Origin of the sequence: Microbulbifer sp. MI-G (assembly GCF_030440425.1) — a bacterium.
Lineage (GTDB): Bacteria > Pseudomonadota > Gammaproteobacteria > Pseudomonadales > Cellvibrionaceae > Microbulbifer > Microbulbifer spongiae.
In genome coordinates this window covers 2331261-2347734 of record NZ_CP098023.1, presented here as the reverse complement: position 1 = coordinate 2347734, position 16474 = coordinate 2331261, and the positions used below count along the sequence as shown (strand labels likewise).

Genomic DNA, 16474 nt, shown 5'->3' with positions numbered 1-16474 from the left:
AGTCGCCACCTGAGTTAGAGGTGTTCAATGAGTAGACAACGTCGTTCCTTCTCCCTGGAGTTCAAACTGGATGCTGCCCGCCTGGTCGTAGATCAAGCTTATTCAGTACCTGAGGCCGCCCGTTCATTGGATGTGGGTACCACCGCCATCCGCCGATGGGTGAAACAGCTTGAAGCTGAACGTAGCGGGAAGACACCTGCGAGCAAAGCATTTACCTCCGATCAACAAAAGATCCAAGCGCTTGAGGCCCGGATCAATCGCCTGGAACGGGAGAAAGAGATACTAAAAAAGGCTACCGCTCTCTTGATGTCCGACGAGATGAATCGTACGCGCTGATAGACCGATTAAGTGAGCAAGAGTCCGTCGAAGTGGTCTGCAAAGCGTTTGATGTACCTCGATCATGCTACTACGAGTACAAGAGCAGAAAAAATAGCATTGATGTATCGAGGGTTCAGCTTTGTGCCAGGGTCAATGAAGTCTTCAAGCGTAGCCGCAGTGCCGCTGGTAGCCGAACAATTGTGGGGATATTCAACAATCAGGGCATCACAATCGGGCGCTTCAAAGTGCGCAGGCTGATGCGCGAAGCTGGTCTGATCTGCAAGCAGCCGGGCTCTCACAATTACAAAAAGGCAACGGTTGAACGGCCAGATATACCGAATGAGCTTGATCGAGAGTTCAATGTGGAAATGCCAAATCAAGTCTGGTGTGGCGATATCACCTACATCTGGGCTGGCTCTCGCTGGTGCTACCTGGCTACGGTGATAGATCTGTACGCCCGCCGTACCGTCGGTTGGGCGATTTCAGAGCAGCCGGATGCGGCTCTCACGGTGAAAGCTCTGGAAATGGCCTGGGAGCAGCGAGATAAGCCAAATGGTGTCATGTTCCACTCGGATCAAGGTAGCCAGTATGGGAGCCGTCTTTTCAGGCAGCGGCTATGGCGCTGCCGGATGAGACAGAGTATGAGTCGTCGTGGAAATTGCTGGGACAATGCTCCGATGGAAAGACTGTTCCGCAGCCTGAAAAGCGAATGGGTACCGTTTCTTGGCTACGCCTCCATCGCAGAGGCAAGCCGGGACATCAGTCACTATCTGATGACCTACTACAATTGGGAACGTCCCCATCAGCACAACGATGGTATACCACCCGCAAAGGCGGAAGAAAAACTTAACTTACTGTCCGGAAATAGTTGACCACTACAGTTCGATCCATCAACGTGCGGTAGAACAAAGTATTTTGCGGTGGCGTACAACAAACGAGCGCTTAAGCTGGCACGGTAAGTATGCTTAATAAGGGGTTCCAGCCGACGCCCAAAGCTACGCACTTTTTTGTGCAAGGTCGCTGCGCTCCCATTTTTGCACAAACGACGCTCCACTTTGGACGCGTCTGAACCTGGCGTTAAGTGTCTTATGGAAATCACCCAATCTATCGAAACAATGCTAGAAGAGATTAGAAACTACAGTGGAAACTTCGGTGATCCTATAGTTGATTGCATAGACTTCAATCCAATCGAAGTTTTAGCATCTGGAGACACAAGCTATACCATAGGTGCAGGAATCGCCCTTTTGGTTAAGTTTGCAAGCCACATAGATAATGCAACATATCAAGACGCTTTGTCAGGTGGGTCAGCTAAAGCAATACAACAGGCCATCAACAATAATTATTGTGTTCAACAACCAGTGCTATTTAATGCGCTTACTTCAGCATTGGTATCTGGGAAAACTTTTAACCAAGCACTAAATAAGGTGTATTCTGAGTATGTGCAGTAAAACACTTAACCCGCGGTTGTAGTCGCCGCGAAATACGCGGCTGGGACGGCTTACGCTATGCTCCAGCCGCCCCTAAACCGAACGTTAGCCATCAAAAGAGATAGAAAGTAATGGCAGGGATTTTTAGTTTTATATGTTCATCTTGTAACGAAATACATGAAGGATCACCGAGCAGCGATCCCGCGCCCGTTGCCTGAAAATCAGCCTGCGCACCTATCAAACCCAGTTACACCGTGCCCGGATCTTTCTTGCTGGCTTACTGTTTGGACCGCAGATACTCAGGGAGACGTAATGAACCTGCGACCCATTCGTATCCCGAAACTGTTGGCGCTGGTCAAAGGCGGCGCCATGGTGAGCAGCTATAAGGGGGTGAGGTCATGACTCGCAAGACCAATGAACAGGGGCAGTTTTACTGCCGTGGATGCAACCAGTGGCAGGCCCCGGAGGCTTTCCCTCTTAATACCAGCCGGTTCAGCCGCTGTGGCCGTGCCAGCCGTTGCAAGCGCTGCCGTGCTGCCTACCAACAAACTTACCGCATCCGCCAGGGCCGCGATTCACATATTCGTACGCTTATCCAGCGTAGGTCACACCAGTTCTTTTAATTGGAGTAGGTCATGCCATTTGACGTAAATAGCCAATTGGCTATAGTCGGCGGCTATGTAAACTTAGGCTAGTGATTTTAACATTTGACGAAATTGAATTAATCACTGTTTGTTAAGGTATTTTATCAAAAAAGAGTTTGCCATGAGCTTTCAGAATTGCTTCTGAGATAGCGATTAAGATGATGATGTCTACAGTGGTTACTATATGAAATTTATCGGACAAGGAGCACTTTATGTTGAGAATTAAAGAATTTTCGACTTTGATTCAAAAGGCCCTCCCCAAGGGCTTTGTTTTTGAAAACCCTGGCGGTGGCAAAACAACCGTTCTCGGCCACAGTTTAGAGAAGGTTTCCTATCGGCGTGGTAGTTCGACCATCTATCTGTCATACACTGATATGTTCGACGTCTATTCCCACTTTCGCGGAATGGAGGTTTCTTCACCAGATCTGAAGCTGTTTCGTCCAGCTGTATTCGACCCCGATGCGCGTCCTGCGGGTCACTCATGCAATTGTACATTTTTGTTCAAAGCACTAAATCTTATAGGTTTAGCTGGGCAAATCTACGGAGGTGGTGTTCGCGGTAACCCCTTTAAGGTAAAATTTAACTAGCATGCCCTATGACAAAGACTTTAGGTTCTTCCTTACCCTACCCTAATAGATCTCCACCAAGCCAGACAACTTGCCGATCGATTACTATTTAAGCCGACGTTAGCAATGGATATTCGTGGTTATGAGCAAAATTAAAAATACTACAACCGAGGAAATTACCTCTTTTCAGTACAAAAGGCACTTTCAAGGGAAGGAGGAGAAGGCTCTTGAGCGTGCATACGATATCCGCAAGTTTGAGATTGACCTTTATTGGAAGCGGGCTGCCTATTTCTGGGCCTTTATTGGCGCCACTTTCGCTGGGTTTCTGGCTATACAGGCATCAGGAGCACAAAACAAGCAGGATTTGTCTGTAATACTATCCTGCTTGGGCGTGGTCTTTTCTTTTGCATGGCTCTGTGTAAATAAAGGCAGTAAATTCTGGCAAGAGAACTGGGAAAAGCATGTAGATATTTTGGAAGACAAAGTTACTGGGCCACTTTATAAAGTAGTTATGCATAGAAATGTAGAAAACTACGATGGCCTAGAAAGAGTTCAGGAATGGATGACTGGTCCTAGTGCTTTGTCAGCATCAAAAATTAATCAACTCATAAGCCTTTATATGTTTATTTTATGGGTTATGTTACTTTTTTATTCTTCTGAAGCTTTTAGATTTTCACAAAATTTGAACTTTCACTACTGTATATTAATAGGTTTGACGACAGTCTTCTGCGGATTTTTCATGCTAAAGCTTGGAAGAACATATCGTGGGGGATATTGGCACATTGCAGAGCTCCGTAGGTCTCGAATAAAGCCAACAATAGAAAATGACATAAAAAAACAAGGCTGATTAGAAGCATTATGTATTAAGTTGGGATCTCTCCCTATCTCGATTATAGGATTGAGATACAAGGCTAAAAATATATGGATGATTACGAATGACTGATAAAACCGAATTGTCGATTAAGGGTGAAAGCATACAAAGTCTTTATGGTTCATACATTAAAGAAACATTTTTTGTGAATCGAAGGTACCAAAGAAAGCTGGTATGGACGGTCGAAGAAAAAAGATCATTTGTTGATTCGATAATTAACGGATATCCTGTCCCTTTAATTTTGTTGGCGGAAGTTACTACGGAAAAAGGGCGCAAGTTAGAAATAATTGATGGCATGCAAAGAATGAATGCTTTGATGTCTTTTATTGATCAAGAATTTGATATTGATGGATCATATTTCAACCTGGATACAATGGCTGATACAAAGTTTTTAAAGGATGCTGGAAGAATTGCACAAAAGGGTACGTCTCTAGATAGAGAGACTTGTGCTGAAATCGCGAGATATCAAATTCCACTGTCGGTATTTCAGGAGTCGGGTGATAGTCATATCGACGAGGTGTTTAGAAGATTGAACTCTGGTGGGCGGCACCTTTCCAAGCAGGAGCTACGACAAGCCGGAGCTATAAGTAAGTTTGCTTCAATTGTTAGAAAGCTAGCGAGTAATGTACGAGGAGATTCAAGTGCTTCAGATATTCTCGATCTTAATTCAATGAAAAATATTAGGGCCTGTTCACACTAAATCCTGTATAATCCCTTCATGGAAATTACAGCGCAACAATACAAAATTATCGAAGATTTTCTGCCCCTCCAGCGCGGCAACGTGAAAATATCCAACTTACAAGTGCTGAACGCCATTCTTTACATAGCCGAGCATGGTTGTAAATGGCGAGGTCTGCCGATGAAATTCGGCCGTTGGCACAGCGTCTACATGCGGGCGAATCGTTGGGCCAAACAAGGTGTACTGGATAGGGTCTTTCTGGCCCTCCAGGAAAATAATGTGATCAATATCCAGGTCGATCATATCTCTCTTGATTCTACAGCTGTTAAAGTTCATCCAGACGGCACTGGCGCGTTAAAAAAACGGTCCTCAATCTATCGGCAAATCACGAGCAGGATGGACCACCAAGATTCATATGGTTGCAGCCGGCCACAACCGCGCCGTAGTATTTTCGCTGTCACCGGGACAGGCTGGAGACGCTCCGGAGGGCCGAAAGCTGCTGAAAAGCCTTGAGAACTGCGGTTGGGATGGTGCCAAAGTGATCATGGACAAGGCCTACGAGGGTAATGAAACCCGGCAGTTGGTATTCGATCTGGGCATGGAACCTGTCGTGCCACCGAAGAGAAACCGATTGAGCACCTGGAAATACGACGTAGAGGCGTACAAAAAGCGAAATGAAGTGGAGAGGCTGTTTCGACGCCTGAAGGGCTTCAGAAGAATTTTCTCTCGTTTTGATAAACTGGATGTTGTTTTCACGTTTTTATTCACTTTGCGCTTATTGTCGATACTTTAATTAGTGTGAACAGGCCCTAGTATAACTAATCGAAATCTAGAGTATGGAATATCTGTTGAAGATATATTCTGGGTGAAAAATAATATCATCACTAAAGAAGCGCTTCGACAGTCTCAGGATGAGGAAGTTATAGCAGATATAGTTGCTTGGGTATCAATGGATAGAGGGCTTCGCTCTAGTCCAAAAGGGAGACCCCGGCTTTGCCGGGGAGGCACGCATAGTTTGACAGATCCGGAAGTCCCATAGTAACTCCAATGTGTGAGCCGCCAAGCAACACACAAAGGAGTCACCATGAGACAAGTGGACAGTTTAAGTCACACGAAATGGGAGTGTAAGTACCACATAGTTTTTATCCCAAAGTATCGTAGAAAGGTGCTGTTTGGACGGGTGCGCAGAGAGTTGCCCACGGTATTTCACCAGTTGGCCCGGCAAAAGGAGAGCCTGATTGAGGAGGGGCACGTAATGCCGGATCATGTCCATATGATGATATCGATTCCGCCCAAATATGCTGTCTCCCAGGTGGTGGGGTATATCAAAGGTAAAAGTGCTATTTACATTGCGAGGACCTACTCTGGCCAGCGTAGAAATTATGTAGGGCAACACTTCTGGGCGAGAGGTTACTTTGCGTCCACCGTTGGTCGTGATGAGAATGTGATCAGGGAGTATATTCGTCATCAGGAGAAGGAAGATCGGCGAGTAGAGCAACTGAACTTGGTATGAAGATATAGGCAGCCCCCTTTGGGGGCTCAAGGAACGTTAGTTCCGTACAGACCGCTTTGAGCGGTTCACGCTTAAAGCCACCGGCTTTGCCGGTGGATATTTACTTCTGAAATATTGAATCAGCTTTATGGGTTTAATGTTGGTGGGAGTGAAGAATCATCTATGGCTAGTAGTTTAGAATTGCAAATACAAAAATTAAATGAAGACACTCTTATCTCAAATATACAATTAGTTTTTGATGAGATAATTAAAGTTGTTGAGTATTCTGGTAAGACCTTTAACTCGCTTCTCTTTGAAAGCCGGCAAGCAAAAATAGCACGATATTTCCAAATAGTTTTTTATGCGTTTTATAAGCTTTTGATAACGGAAGACAAAGAAATTGTTAATAAGGCACAATTGGTTTCGCTGCTTAATCGTGCTGGTGATAAAACAATTAACTTAGCAGCGGGAGGTGGTAATTGGTCAGCTAAAGAAAAGCAGATGCAATCCGATGCGCTTTATGGTGTAATCCATAGTTGTTTCGAAGAGTCTAGCAGAAAGGACCCAGCAAGAAATCATTGGGTGACGCGATTTGAAAATATTTTAATGCAGTCCTCTACCGAGCAAGCTTTGTATGATTTCAAGATAGGATTGCATCCTCTTATCGAAGGTAAAAAGGTATTTTCAAATGTAACTTTTTCAAAAATCGTAAAAACGTTGACTTCAATGGCTAATACCTTTTGTGGAGCTATAGGGTATTGTTTAATTGGGGTGGCAGACGACAAAAGATCTGCGGACAGATTTTGTAAAATCTACGGCGAAAAATATATACAATATTCTTCCTTTTATATAACAGGAGTTAATTCAGAAGCTGGTAATTCTCACGGTGATCTAGATTCATATTTCACGGAATTGGTTCAATTGATCCAAAAAGAGCCAATAAGTGATCGAAACAAGGATAACCTTTCAAGAAATATTACAAACGTTAAATACTTCGATAAAGACATTATTGTAATGAAAATAGAGTCTGACAATAAACCTTCTATTTACGATGGTAAATACTATGTGCGACATGGAAGTAGCGTCGATGAGGTGCGACCAGAGAATTTCAATGATTTATTTTCTCGATTTCAGCGGTGAAAGCTATAAACTGGTAAAGGCGGGGTTCTAGTTTTCCTTCCACATACCGTTGTATATACAGATACGAATTTTATGTGTCAGAGTGATCATCCTATTTTCAGGACCTACAGGATCAATTCCAAACCTGGGGGTTTCCATTCATAGCAATTGGACAACCCCAGTCCCGATCTATCGTAAGTTTTTGGGTTACACTGATTTGGCGATTTTGCGTTTTGGGGGTATAAACCAGCTACCTTGCGCTTGTTGTCTCTACCAGACACCCAACCACCCAAACCGGCCAATGAGCCGGTTTTTTTACGCCTGGAGAAAGCTACTTACCCAGGCCACAATCTGGAGCTACTGAGGGAAGGGCGTATGGAGGGGCTCACAGTTCAGGCTGGAGATACCCAGGGAGACAAAGTGAACCTGCAGCCCACCCGCATCCCAAGACTACTGGCGCTGGCCAAAGGGCGCGATTGTATACGCTGCGGCAACAACGACGGCAGTACCGTAGCCGCCCACTACCAAGGCCCACGAAGCCACAGCTACGGCAAGGGTAGGGGGATTGAATCACCCCGAGTTTGTCGGAGGCAATTTGATTTGAGTCATGCCGCTTGGGCAGACTCGGTTTGTTGATAATACAGGTTTTCGTATTCAGCTGGAGGCATATCGCCAATTGGCCCAAGAATACGGCGATGGTTAAACCAGTCGACCCAGGTCAAGGTTGCATGTTCAACCTCATCCAGCCCTTTCCAGGGACCTGCCCTGTGGATGACCTCCGCCTTGAATAAACCGTTGATGGTTTCTGCCAGTGCGTTGTCGTAGGAGTCGCCGACACTGCCGACTGACGCCTGAAAACCCGCCTCACTAAGCCGCTCGGTATATCGAATTGACAGGTACTGACTACCTCGATCACTGTGATGGGTAACGCCACGGGGCTTACCTCGCGCCCAGAGTGCCTGCTCCAGAGCATCAAGCACAATGTCGGTTTGAAGGCTCTTTAATACGCGCCAGCCAACAATGTGGCGGGAGAATACGTCGACAACGAATGCGACATAAACAAAACCAGACCAAGTTGCGACATAGGTTATGTCGGCCACCCAAAGCTGGTTGGGGCGCTCTGCCGTAAACTCGCGATTCACCAGATCCAGCGGCTTATCGACCAGCTCATCCGGGATAGTCGTAACGCAACGTTTGCCTCTTCGAACACCTTCCAATTGCAGTACCTTCATCAGCCGTTCAACTGTGCAGCGGGCGACCTTTACGTCTTCACGGTTAAGCTGCTTCCAGACCTTGCGTGCACCATAGACGCGGTGGTTTTCTTCGTAGATCCGCTGGATCTCAGGCTTCAGCTCATCGTCACGTTGAGCGCGCGCACAGCGTTGCTCTGGATTGGCCTGTAGATGCTTGCAGCGGTAAAAGGTCGACGGTGCAATCGGCAGAACCTCACAGATTGACTCGACACCGTGCGCCTCACGTTCCTGGTCAATGAATGCCACCATTACTTCGGTTTGCGGTCGAGCTCCGCCTGGGCGAAAAAAGCGGCAGCCTTGCGCAAGATCTCGTTAGCGCGCTTCAGCTCACGGACTTCGCGCTCCAGCTCTTTGAGGCGGGCTGCGTCGCTGCTGGTGGTGCCGGGTTTAGTACCATTGTCGACTTCCATCTTGTTGACCCATGATCGTAGGGTCTCGGGTGTGCAGCCGATCTTGGAAGCGATAGATGTGATCGCTGCCCAGCGTGATTGGTGCTCGTGCTCGCCGGTCAACACCATGCGAACTGCGCGTTCCCGTACTTCGGGGGAGTATCCAGGTCGTTTGCTCATTGGCTAATTCTCTCAAGAAAGTTAGCCTCCGAGAAACCCGGGGTGATTCATTCGGGATATTTGAAGTAGGTGGACAGAGTGGGCCACTTGTTGCGCCATGACTTGATTACCATTGGATATTTGTCGCCCCACCTAACCTCCAACTCGTCCAGAGCGCTCTCGTTGGCATTGAGCATAGCTGCTTTGTAGACGCACTTTGAAGGCCTTCTGATTTCCTTGATTTTGTAGTGGATAGCGTCGAGCCAAACAATAGGGTAGATAGCCTCCTGGTCGCGTTCCCGCCAGGCCTGCAGTTCAGGCAGTAGCTTGTCTGTAACGGTATTGATGGTGTCGTTGGAGAGCGCCATGCCGTAGATCTCGGCAATGTGGGTACGGATGTCCTGGTAGCTGTTACCCAAGGCAAACAGCGCGATGACCTTGCGTTCCAGTTCGTCGGTTAGCTGGGTTTGGTGCTTCTTGAAGATTTGCGGCTTGAAGGTGCCAGCACGGTCCCGCGGCGTCTGCAGCTCAAAGCTGCCAGCGGGACTTTTTATGGTTTTGGAAGTGGTTCCATTCTTGCGGTTGGTCTTGTTCTCGCTAGTGAGGTGTTCCTCCAGCTCCGCTCTCATGGCAGTTTCAGTGAGTTGTTTGATCAGTGGAGTCAGGATACCGTCTTTACCGTTGAGATTTTTGCCCTCACGCAGTGCCTTGACAGCGTCCTCCATATCGAAAGTAGGTTTGGTTGATCAGCCCCACCAAGGTGGTCCAGTTTAAATGTTAGTGCATAGCTGGCCGTGGCTCTTTCTCCACGGTGGTTTCCGGGGCCGGTGGGCGGTAGCCCAAGGCACTGTGTGGCCGCTTGGTGTTGTAGTGTGACTACCAGTCCTTCAGCTTTAAGCATGCCATGCAGCAGTAAATAGCCGTAGGCTGATTGCTCAACGGCTAATTCCTTCAGTCGAGCCCGCAAGACATGATCATTTGCAGATTTGGCTTTGTATCGATATGCGGTTCTGCTAATGCCCGCAAGCTGGCAGGCTAGTCCCTCACTAAGCTTATGCTCTGCAATCATGTGATGAGCAACCTGCTTCTTGCCAATGGGCTTCACCGCTTTTTTGAGAGCATGTCCTTCATTGCCTCGACTTCGAGCAGCTTGTCAGCCAGAAGTCACTTAAGTTTGTTGTTCTCGGCTTCTAGCTCCCGCAGCCGCTTGGCCTCATTGACCTCCAGGCCTACGTACTTGCTTCGCCAGTTGTAGAAAGTACCCGTGGATATGCCGAGATTACAACAGATATCATCAACCTTGGTACCCGCTTCGTGCTCCTTGATGGCCTTGATGATTTGTTCTTCTGTGTAGCGCTTCTTCGTTGTGAGATCTCCATCTCGTTAGGTTAATTGAAAATTTCATCGAGGTCATGGTGTTAATTTAGGGGGAAAGGTCACACCGCTGCCGGAAAAACTGCTGAAACTTGGCTTAGCTTAGGTAGTAATTAGGTGAATTTTTGGATCATGGCAGTTATGTAAAACTGAATCTGTGCTTTGGATAAGCTCCGGTACCTGATTCGTCGCGAGTAATATTTTTCCTTGGCTTCACCAAATAAGCCTTCGATCTTTCATTTTTTCTGTGACATCTTTTGCTGAAAGTGTCTTGTTGGTTGACGTATATTATTTTGTCAATTTCATTATGGTGAGGAGTTTGATAAGTAAATCATGCATGGCTTTAGTAAGCATCGGGTGGGGAGGGCTCTTTTAGTGAGCATTTTTTACAATGACCACCTGTTATCCGATACCGTTTTATAGAATCTTTATCCAGCTTTTCGTATCGCAGGCAATATTTGCAATAGCATCGGTGCGCAGGAACTGCTGTGCAGTTATTCGTAGTTCTATGTTTAAAAGCGCGCAGCCAGGTTCAACCTTTCGCAGTGCACAAAGTTGTACCTGGTCTGACTTCCGTCTCGTCGCATTTTTATCGCAAAAGCACCAAAGGTGGACGCGTGTTACCCCCCCCCTGGCTAGGGTGGCTCCTGATGTAACACGATAGTTCCCATTGCAATAACACCTGAGAGGACATTATGACGCCGATAAAGAGAGCGAGCGCGCTGTGTGCGGTGTGTGTCAGCGGGGTAATGCTGGCGGGCGATGCACTGGCAGTCAATTATGGCGAAGCACTGCAAAAGTCGATTTACTTTTACGAGGCACAACAGTCTGGGCCTATCCCAGCCTGGAACCGCAACGAGTGGCGCGGCGATTCCGGCATGACCGACGGAGCCGACAACAACGTCGATCTGCTCGGCGGCTGGTATGATGCCGGCGACCATGTGAAATTCGGTTTCCCCATGGCGGCATCCACCACGCTGCTGGCCTGGGGTGCGATAGAAAACCGGGACGCCTACGTGCAAACCGGGCAGTTGCAGCACTTGCAAAACAATTTGCGCTTTGTGGCCGATTACATGGTCAAGGCGCACACCGCCCCTAATGAATTCTGGGGGCAGGTGGGTAGCGGTTCTGTGGACCACGCCTGGTGGGGTTCTGCCGAAGTTATGCCGATGGCGCGGCCGTCGTACAAGATCGATGCCAGCTGCCCCGGTTCCGAGCTGGCCGGCGAGGCGGCCGCAGCACTGGCGGCAGTGTCGATGGTATTCGAGTCCAGCGACCCAGGCTACGCATCCAGCCTGCTGGACCACGCCGAGCAGTTGTACAGCTTCGCTGATAATTACCGCGGTGTTTACAGTGACTGCATTACCGACGCGGCTGCTTTTTACCGCTCGTGGAGCGGCTACAACGATGAGTTGGTATGGGGTGCCGCCTGGCTGTACCGAGCCACCGGCGACCAGGCCTACCTCGACAAAGCTACAGCCTACTACAACAACCTGGGCACAGAGCAGGGCGAAACCGTCAAGGCCTATGGCTGGACCCACGCCTGGGATGATAAGGGCTACGGGAGTTATGTTTTGATGTCGCTGCTCACCGACAATGCTGAATACCGCGCCGACGCCGAACGCTGGCTGGATTACTGGACCACCGGCTACCAGGGCAGGCGCGTGCGCTACACCCCCGGCGGCCTGGCGCACCTGGACCAGTGGGGCGCGGCCCGCTACACGTCCAACACCGCATTCCTGGCGCTGGTCTATTCCGACTACCTCAAGCAGGTGGACCCGGAGAACAGCAGGGCGCAGATCTATTACGATTTTGCCGTGAGCCAGATGGAATATATTCTCGGCGACAACCCGATGAACATGAGCTACCAGATTGGTTACGGCGGCGTCTACCCCACTTCTCCCCACCACCGTACCGCGCATGGCTCCTGGAATAACAGCCTCAGTGACCCGGTCGCTAACCGCCACATCTTAATAGGCGCATTGGTAGGCGGGCCCGATAGCAGTGACGGTTTCCAGAACGACCGCGGTGATTACATCCTCAACGAGGTGGCCACCGACTATAACGCCGGGTTTACCTCAAGCCTGGCGCGGCTTTGGCTCGACTTTGGCGGCTCGCCAATTCCGGAAACGCAGTTTCCCGCGCCGGAACAGCGCGACCTGGAATTATTTGTGGAGGCAAAACTCAATTCCAGCGGCAACCGTCACACCGAGATCAGTGCCCTGGTGCACAACCGCACCGCCTGGCCAGCGCGCAGTACCGACAACCTGAGCCTGCGCTATTGGGTGGACCTGAGTGAACTTATCGACGCCGGTTACGGCCCGCAGGATTTACAGTTGTCCTCTGCCTACAATCAGGGCTCCGGTTACACAGGTCCGCATCCCTGGGGCGATCCCGTCGACAATATTTACTATGTGGAAGTGTCGTTTGCGGGAGTGGATATTTATCCAGGCGGCCAGTCTGCGTCGAAAAAAGAATCCCAGTTCCGCGTGGCGGTTTCCGAGGGTGTACCCTGGGACCCGGCCAACGACCCCTCCTGGGATAACTACGGCCATAGCCGCGAGCCGGCAGAGCTGATCGCCCTGTACGACGACGGCGAACTGGTTTGGGGGCAGGAACCCGGCGGCGGTTGCGGTGGCGATACGGGTATCAACTGCGCACCGGTGGCCAATCCCCAGTCGCTTTCCACGCCCTTTGAGACCATGCTCAATATCACCCTGAGCGGCAGCGACAGTGACGGCAGCCTGGTGGGCTTTAGTGTGGCCAGCGGTCCGTCCAACGGCTCCCTGGGTGGCAGTGGCGCGGTAAGAAACTATATCCCTGACAACGGCTTCTCCGGTAACGACAGCTTTACCTTCACCACCACCGATGACCTGGCTGCGGTCTCTTCACCGGCCACAGTTTCCATTACCGTCGAAGCGCCGCTGGTGCCGGCCGTGCAGATCAATTACCCCAGTGACGGTGAACAGCTATTGCTGGGGCAGGACATTGTGGTGTCCTACACCACTCAGTTTGCCAACGGTGCCAACGTCTACCTGGACGGCGCGCTGGTGGGCAGCGACAACGATAGCGTCGTGGTATCGGCTCCGGCAGCGGAAGGCATCTACCGGATTGAAGTGATCGCCACCCAGGATGGCGAAGAGCTGGCCGCGAGTGACAGCGTTACCGTGGAGGTGTTGGAGCAGCTACCCGGCGGCGCCGACTGCGCACTGGGCACTACGGATGTGTGGGACACCGGATTTGTACTCAACAATATCTCGGTGACCAACAAGGGTGACGCCCCGCTGGAAAGCTGGCAGGTAACGCTTAACTTCAGCCAGCCGATCAGCCTGGTCAACGGCTGGAGTGGTGTGTTCAACCTGTCCGCGGGTGGCCTCAGCATGTCGGTATTCAATGTCGACTACAACGGCAACCTGCAGCCCGGCGCCAGCGCCAGCTTCGGTTTCCAGGGTGGTCACAACGGCAACTTTGCGCCGCCCACCTGCACGGTTAACTGAAACGCGCGGGCGTTTTAAACCTGCCTGATTCTACTTTTCCATTCACCCGCGGGCAGCGGTCGCTGCCCGCACTTCTCAGGAGTGAATAGCATGAAACTGAATTTCAAGCTCTTACCCTACTTTGCTGCGGGGCTGATAGCCTGTTTAACAGCAGTCAACGCCCAGGCCACTGATGCACTGCCGGACGACGACTGGCTGCATGTGGAAGGCAACCGGATTGTCGATAAGCAGGGCAATCCGGTGTGGCTCACCGGCGCCAACTGGTTCGGGTTTAATACTACCGAGCGGGTTTTTCACGGGTTGTGGTCCGCCAACCTGGCCGACCGTATGCGCGATTTGGCCGAACACGGTATCAATATCCTGCGCGTGCCCATTTCCACTGAGTTGCTCTGGGAGTGGCAAAACGGTATGGCTGCAGTACCGCCGATCAATACCCACGCCAACCCCGAACTGGCAGGCATGAACGGGCTGCAGATTTTCGACGAGACCATTCGCCTGGCGAAGCAGTACGGCGTCAAGCTGATGATCGACGCGCACAGCGCCGAAGCGGACAACTCCGGCCATATTTACCCCATGTGGTACAAAGGCAGCCTCGACAGCGAGATTTTTTACCGCACCTGGGAGTGGCTGGCGGAGCGTTACAAGGACGACGACACTGTGATTGCGTTTGATATCGAGAACGAGCCCCACGGCAAGCCCTGGGCCGACAACCCCTACGCCAAGTGGGACAGTTCCACCGACGTCAACAACTGGAAGCACGCCTGCGAAACCGCATCAAAACGGGTGCTGGCCATCAACCCCAATTTGCTGGTGTTGTGTGAGGGCATCGAGTCCTACCCCATCGACGGTGTCAGCTGGGGTGGGGGTGACGGAAACAATTATCATAACTACTGGTGGGGAGGAAATCTGCGCGGTGTGGCCGACCACCCTATTGACCTGGGAGCCAACCAGGACCAGCTGGTGTACTCCCCGCATATCTACGGCCCGTCGGTTTTTCGTCAGCCCTGGTTCGAGCCGGACTTTACCTATCAATCGCTGATGGAAGACGCCTGGCGCGATAACTGGTTTTACCTGCACGAACAGGGTATTTCGCCGCTGTTGCTGGGCGAGTGGGGCGGCCTGCTCGACGGTGCGGAAAACGAAAAGTGGATGGGCTATGCCCGCGACCTGATCGTCGAGCACCAGTTGCATCACACCTTCTGGTGCCTAAACCCCAACTCCGGTGATACCGGCGGACTCTGGCTCAACGACTGGGTCACCTGGGACGCCGCCAAGTACGCATTGTTAAAGCCCGCGCTGTGGAGCGACGGCAGCGGCAAATTTGTCGGGCTCGACCACCGGGTACACCTGGGTAACAGCAGTGTGGGAACACACCTGGGCGAATACTATGGTTCCACTGAGCCCACCGTGCAGATCAGCAGCCCGGCTGACGGTGCCGAGTTTGTGGCCGGTGATCCGATATCCTTGAGTTATTCCGTGCGGAATGCCAACGGCGTTAACGCCTATCTGGATGGTGTCTTCCAGCTCGGCGACAGCGATGGCAGAGTGACAGTCACCGCACCGGACCAGTTGGGTGCACACCAGATCAGCCTGATCGCGCGGGACGATGCCGGCCAGGAGCTTCCCGCCAGTGACAGTGTCACTATCGAGGTGGTGGAAGAGCCGGTCGCAACGCCGAGTGTGGCAATCACCGCACCCGCCGAGGGCAGTACTTTCACGCCAGGTGCCGGCTTCACGCTCGAATACACCCTGGAAAATGCCCACGGCGTAGAGGTAACGCTGGATGGCAATTCGGTAACGGCCACCGGTGGCGACAGCGTGGCGCTCACCGCACCTGTAATCGACGGCAACTACTCCGTGGATATAGAGGCTCAGGACAGCAACGGTCAGCCACTGGCCGCCCGCGACAGCGTCACCATCATAGTGGAGACACCCGTGACCGGTGGCATTATCTGTGCGCTCGATGTGATAGATGTGTGGAATGACGGTTTTGTACTGAACAATGTCAACGTCACCAACCAGGGCAGCGCCGTGAGCGGGTGGACGGTAACATTGCAGTTCAGTGAACCGGTGACTTTTACCAACGGCTGGAACGGACAGTTTTCCGTAGCTGCCAACGGTCAGTCGGTGACCGTATCCAACCTGGAGTGGAACGGCAACCTGCAAACCGGCCAAAGCGCCAGCTTTGGCTTCCAGGGTGGTCACGATGGCAGCTTTGTGTCGCCTGAATGTACCGCTAACTGATCCCGAACGAAACAGCGGGCCCACTGGGCCCGCTTGGTTTTTCTGAATTATTTCCCACTTTTCCGGTAGATTATCCCTGCCGTTTATTCCCCCAGTCTCATAATTCCTTATATTGCTATATTTCTTTCGGTGTTGCCGGTTATGTCCTGGATTGCCGTAGTTTGTGCTCCCATCCGTATTTCTATGTCTGCGCCTGAACCGGCCCATACTTGCCTCACCACTACTTCAATTCAGCACTAACTGAATTGGCTACAAGTGACTGTGTGATCGCGGGACAGATATATCCACCGCTTAAAGCAGCTTACCGAAGCATTTGTCGACTTTTCGATGACGCACCTTGCTCCGGATGTCCCGAATACTTCGCATCTTAGGATCGCCTGCTGAAGAGCACGCCACATTTTTCACACAACTATTTTGTTCGATTTTTTTTCGTCTGGTAGGA

The 16474-nt window shown here is 50.8% G+C and carries 11 protein-coding genes, 4 pseudogenes and 1 other annotated feature; of the genes and pseudogenes, 11 read left to right on the top strand and 4 right to left on the bottom strand.

Features of this window, described 5'->3' with window-relative positions; translation table 11 throughout:
• The first annotated feature begins 27 nt into the window (after nt 1-27).
• The 9 genes and pseudogenes from M8T91_RS09725 to M8T91_RS09685 all read left to right on the top strand — a co-directional run bounded on the left by M8T91_RS09725 (nt 28) and on the right by M8T91_RS09685 (nt 7137).
• Nucleotides 28-1190 (top strand): IS3 family transposase gene (locus M8T91_RS09725; protein WP_301413877.1). Its coding sequence is split into 2 segments (ribosomal slippage): nt 28-283 and nt 283-1190, totalling 1164 coding nucleotides; the frame shifts between segments, so codons are not numbered across the junction.
• A 216-nt stretch (nt 1191-1406) separates the two neighbouring features.
• Nucleotides 1407-1766: a hypothetical protein gene (locus M8T91_RS09720; RefSeq protein WP_301413874.1), complete on the top strand. Its 360-nt coding sequence runs from the start codon at nt 1407-1409 to the stop codon at nt 1764-1766.
• 377 nt (nt 1767-2143) lie between these two features.
• Nucleotides 2144-2368 carry a hypothetical protein gene (locus M8T91_RS09715; protein WP_301413872.1) on the top strand — a complete coding sequence of 75 codons (225 nt, stop codon included), beginning with the start codon at nt 2144-2146 and terminating at the stop codon, nt 2366-2368.
• A gap of 233 nt (nt 2369-2601) precedes the next feature.
• Complete coding sequence (locus M8T91_RS09710; protein WP_301413869.1) at nt 2602-2976, top strand: hypothetical protein; 375 nt, start codon at nt 2602-2604, stop codon at nt 2974-2976.
• A 121-nt stretch (nt 2977-3097) separates the two neighbouring features.
• Nucleotides 3098-3802, top strand: a complete 705-nt coding sequence (locus tag M8T91_RS09705) for a RipA family octameric membrane protein (protein ID WP_301413868.1) — start codon at nt 3098-3100, stop codon at nt 3800-3802.
• 88 nt (nt 3803-3890) lie between these two features.
• Nucleotides 3891-4526, top strand: coding sequence for a DUF262 domain-containing protein (locus M8T91_RS09700; RefSeq protein WP_301413865.1), 636 nt, complete (start codon nt 3891-3893; stop codon nt 4524-4526).
• An 18-nt stretch (nt 4527-4544) separates the two neighbouring features.
• Nucleotides 4545-5318 (top strand): annotated as a pseudogene (locus M8T91_RS09695) (IS5 family transposase).
• Between the two features lie 271 nt (nt 5319-5589).
• Complete coding sequence (gene tnpA / locus M8T91_RS09690) at nt 5590-6018, top strand: IS200/IS605 family transposase (protein ID WP_301413864.1); 429 nt, start codon at nt 5590-5592, stop codon at nt 6016-6018.
• A 162-nt stretch (nt 6019-6180) separates the two neighbouring features.
• On the top strand, nt 6181-7137 hold the full coding sequence (locus M8T91_RS09685; protein WP_301413862.1) for an AlbA family DNA-binding domain-containing protein: 957 nt from the start codon (nt 6181-6183) through the stop codon (nt 7135-7137).
• 584 nt (nt 7138-7721) lie between these two features.
• Here the strand turns inward: M8T91_RS09685 and M8T91_RS09680 are convergent.
• From M8T91_RS09680 to M8T91_RS09665, 4 genes and pseudogenes are all read right to left on the bottom strand, one after another.
• Nucleotides 7722-8938 (bottom strand): IS3 family transposase gene (locus M8T91_RS09680; RefSeq protein WP_301413860.1). Its coding sequence is split into 2 segments (ribosomal slippage): nt 7722-8650 and nt 8650-8938, totalling 1218 coding nucleotides; the frame shifts between segments, so codons are not numbered across the junction.
• Nucleotides 8544-8660, bottom strand: a sequence feature (AL1L pseudoknot). Its footprint overlaps the gene before it by 117 nt.
• A gap of 50 nt (nt 8939-8988) precedes the next feature.
• Nucleotides 8989-9642: pseudogene (locus tag M8T91_RS09675) on the bottom strand (transposase); the annotation flags it as partial.
• Between the two features lie 52 nt (nt 9643-9694).
• Nucleotides 9695-9793, bottom strand: a pseudogene (locus M8T91_RS09670) (integrase core domain-containing protein); the annotation flags it as partial.
• A gap of 1 nt (nt 9794) precedes the next feature.
• Nucleotides 9795-10255 (bottom strand): annotated as a pseudogene (locus M8T91_RS09665) (transposase); the annotation flags it as partial.
• A 731-nt stretch (nt 10256-10986) separates the two neighbouring features.
• Between M8T91_RS09665 and M8T91_RS09660 the strand changes: the two are divergent.
• Both M8T91_RS09660 and M8T91_RS09655 read left to right on the top strand, forming a co-directional pair.
• Nucleotides 10987-13788, top strand: coding sequence for a glycoside hydrolase family 9 protein (locus M8T91_RS09660; protein WP_301413858.1), 2802 nt, complete (start codon nt 10987-10989; stop codon nt 13786-13788).
• 90 nt (nt 13789-13878) lie between these two features.
• Complete coding sequence (locus M8T91_RS09655) at nt 13879-16032, top strand: cellulase family glycosylhydrolase (RefSeq protein ID WP_301413857.1); 2154 nt, start codon at nt 13879-13881, stop codon at nt 16030-16032.
• Nucleotides 16033-16474: the final 442 nt, after the last annotated feature.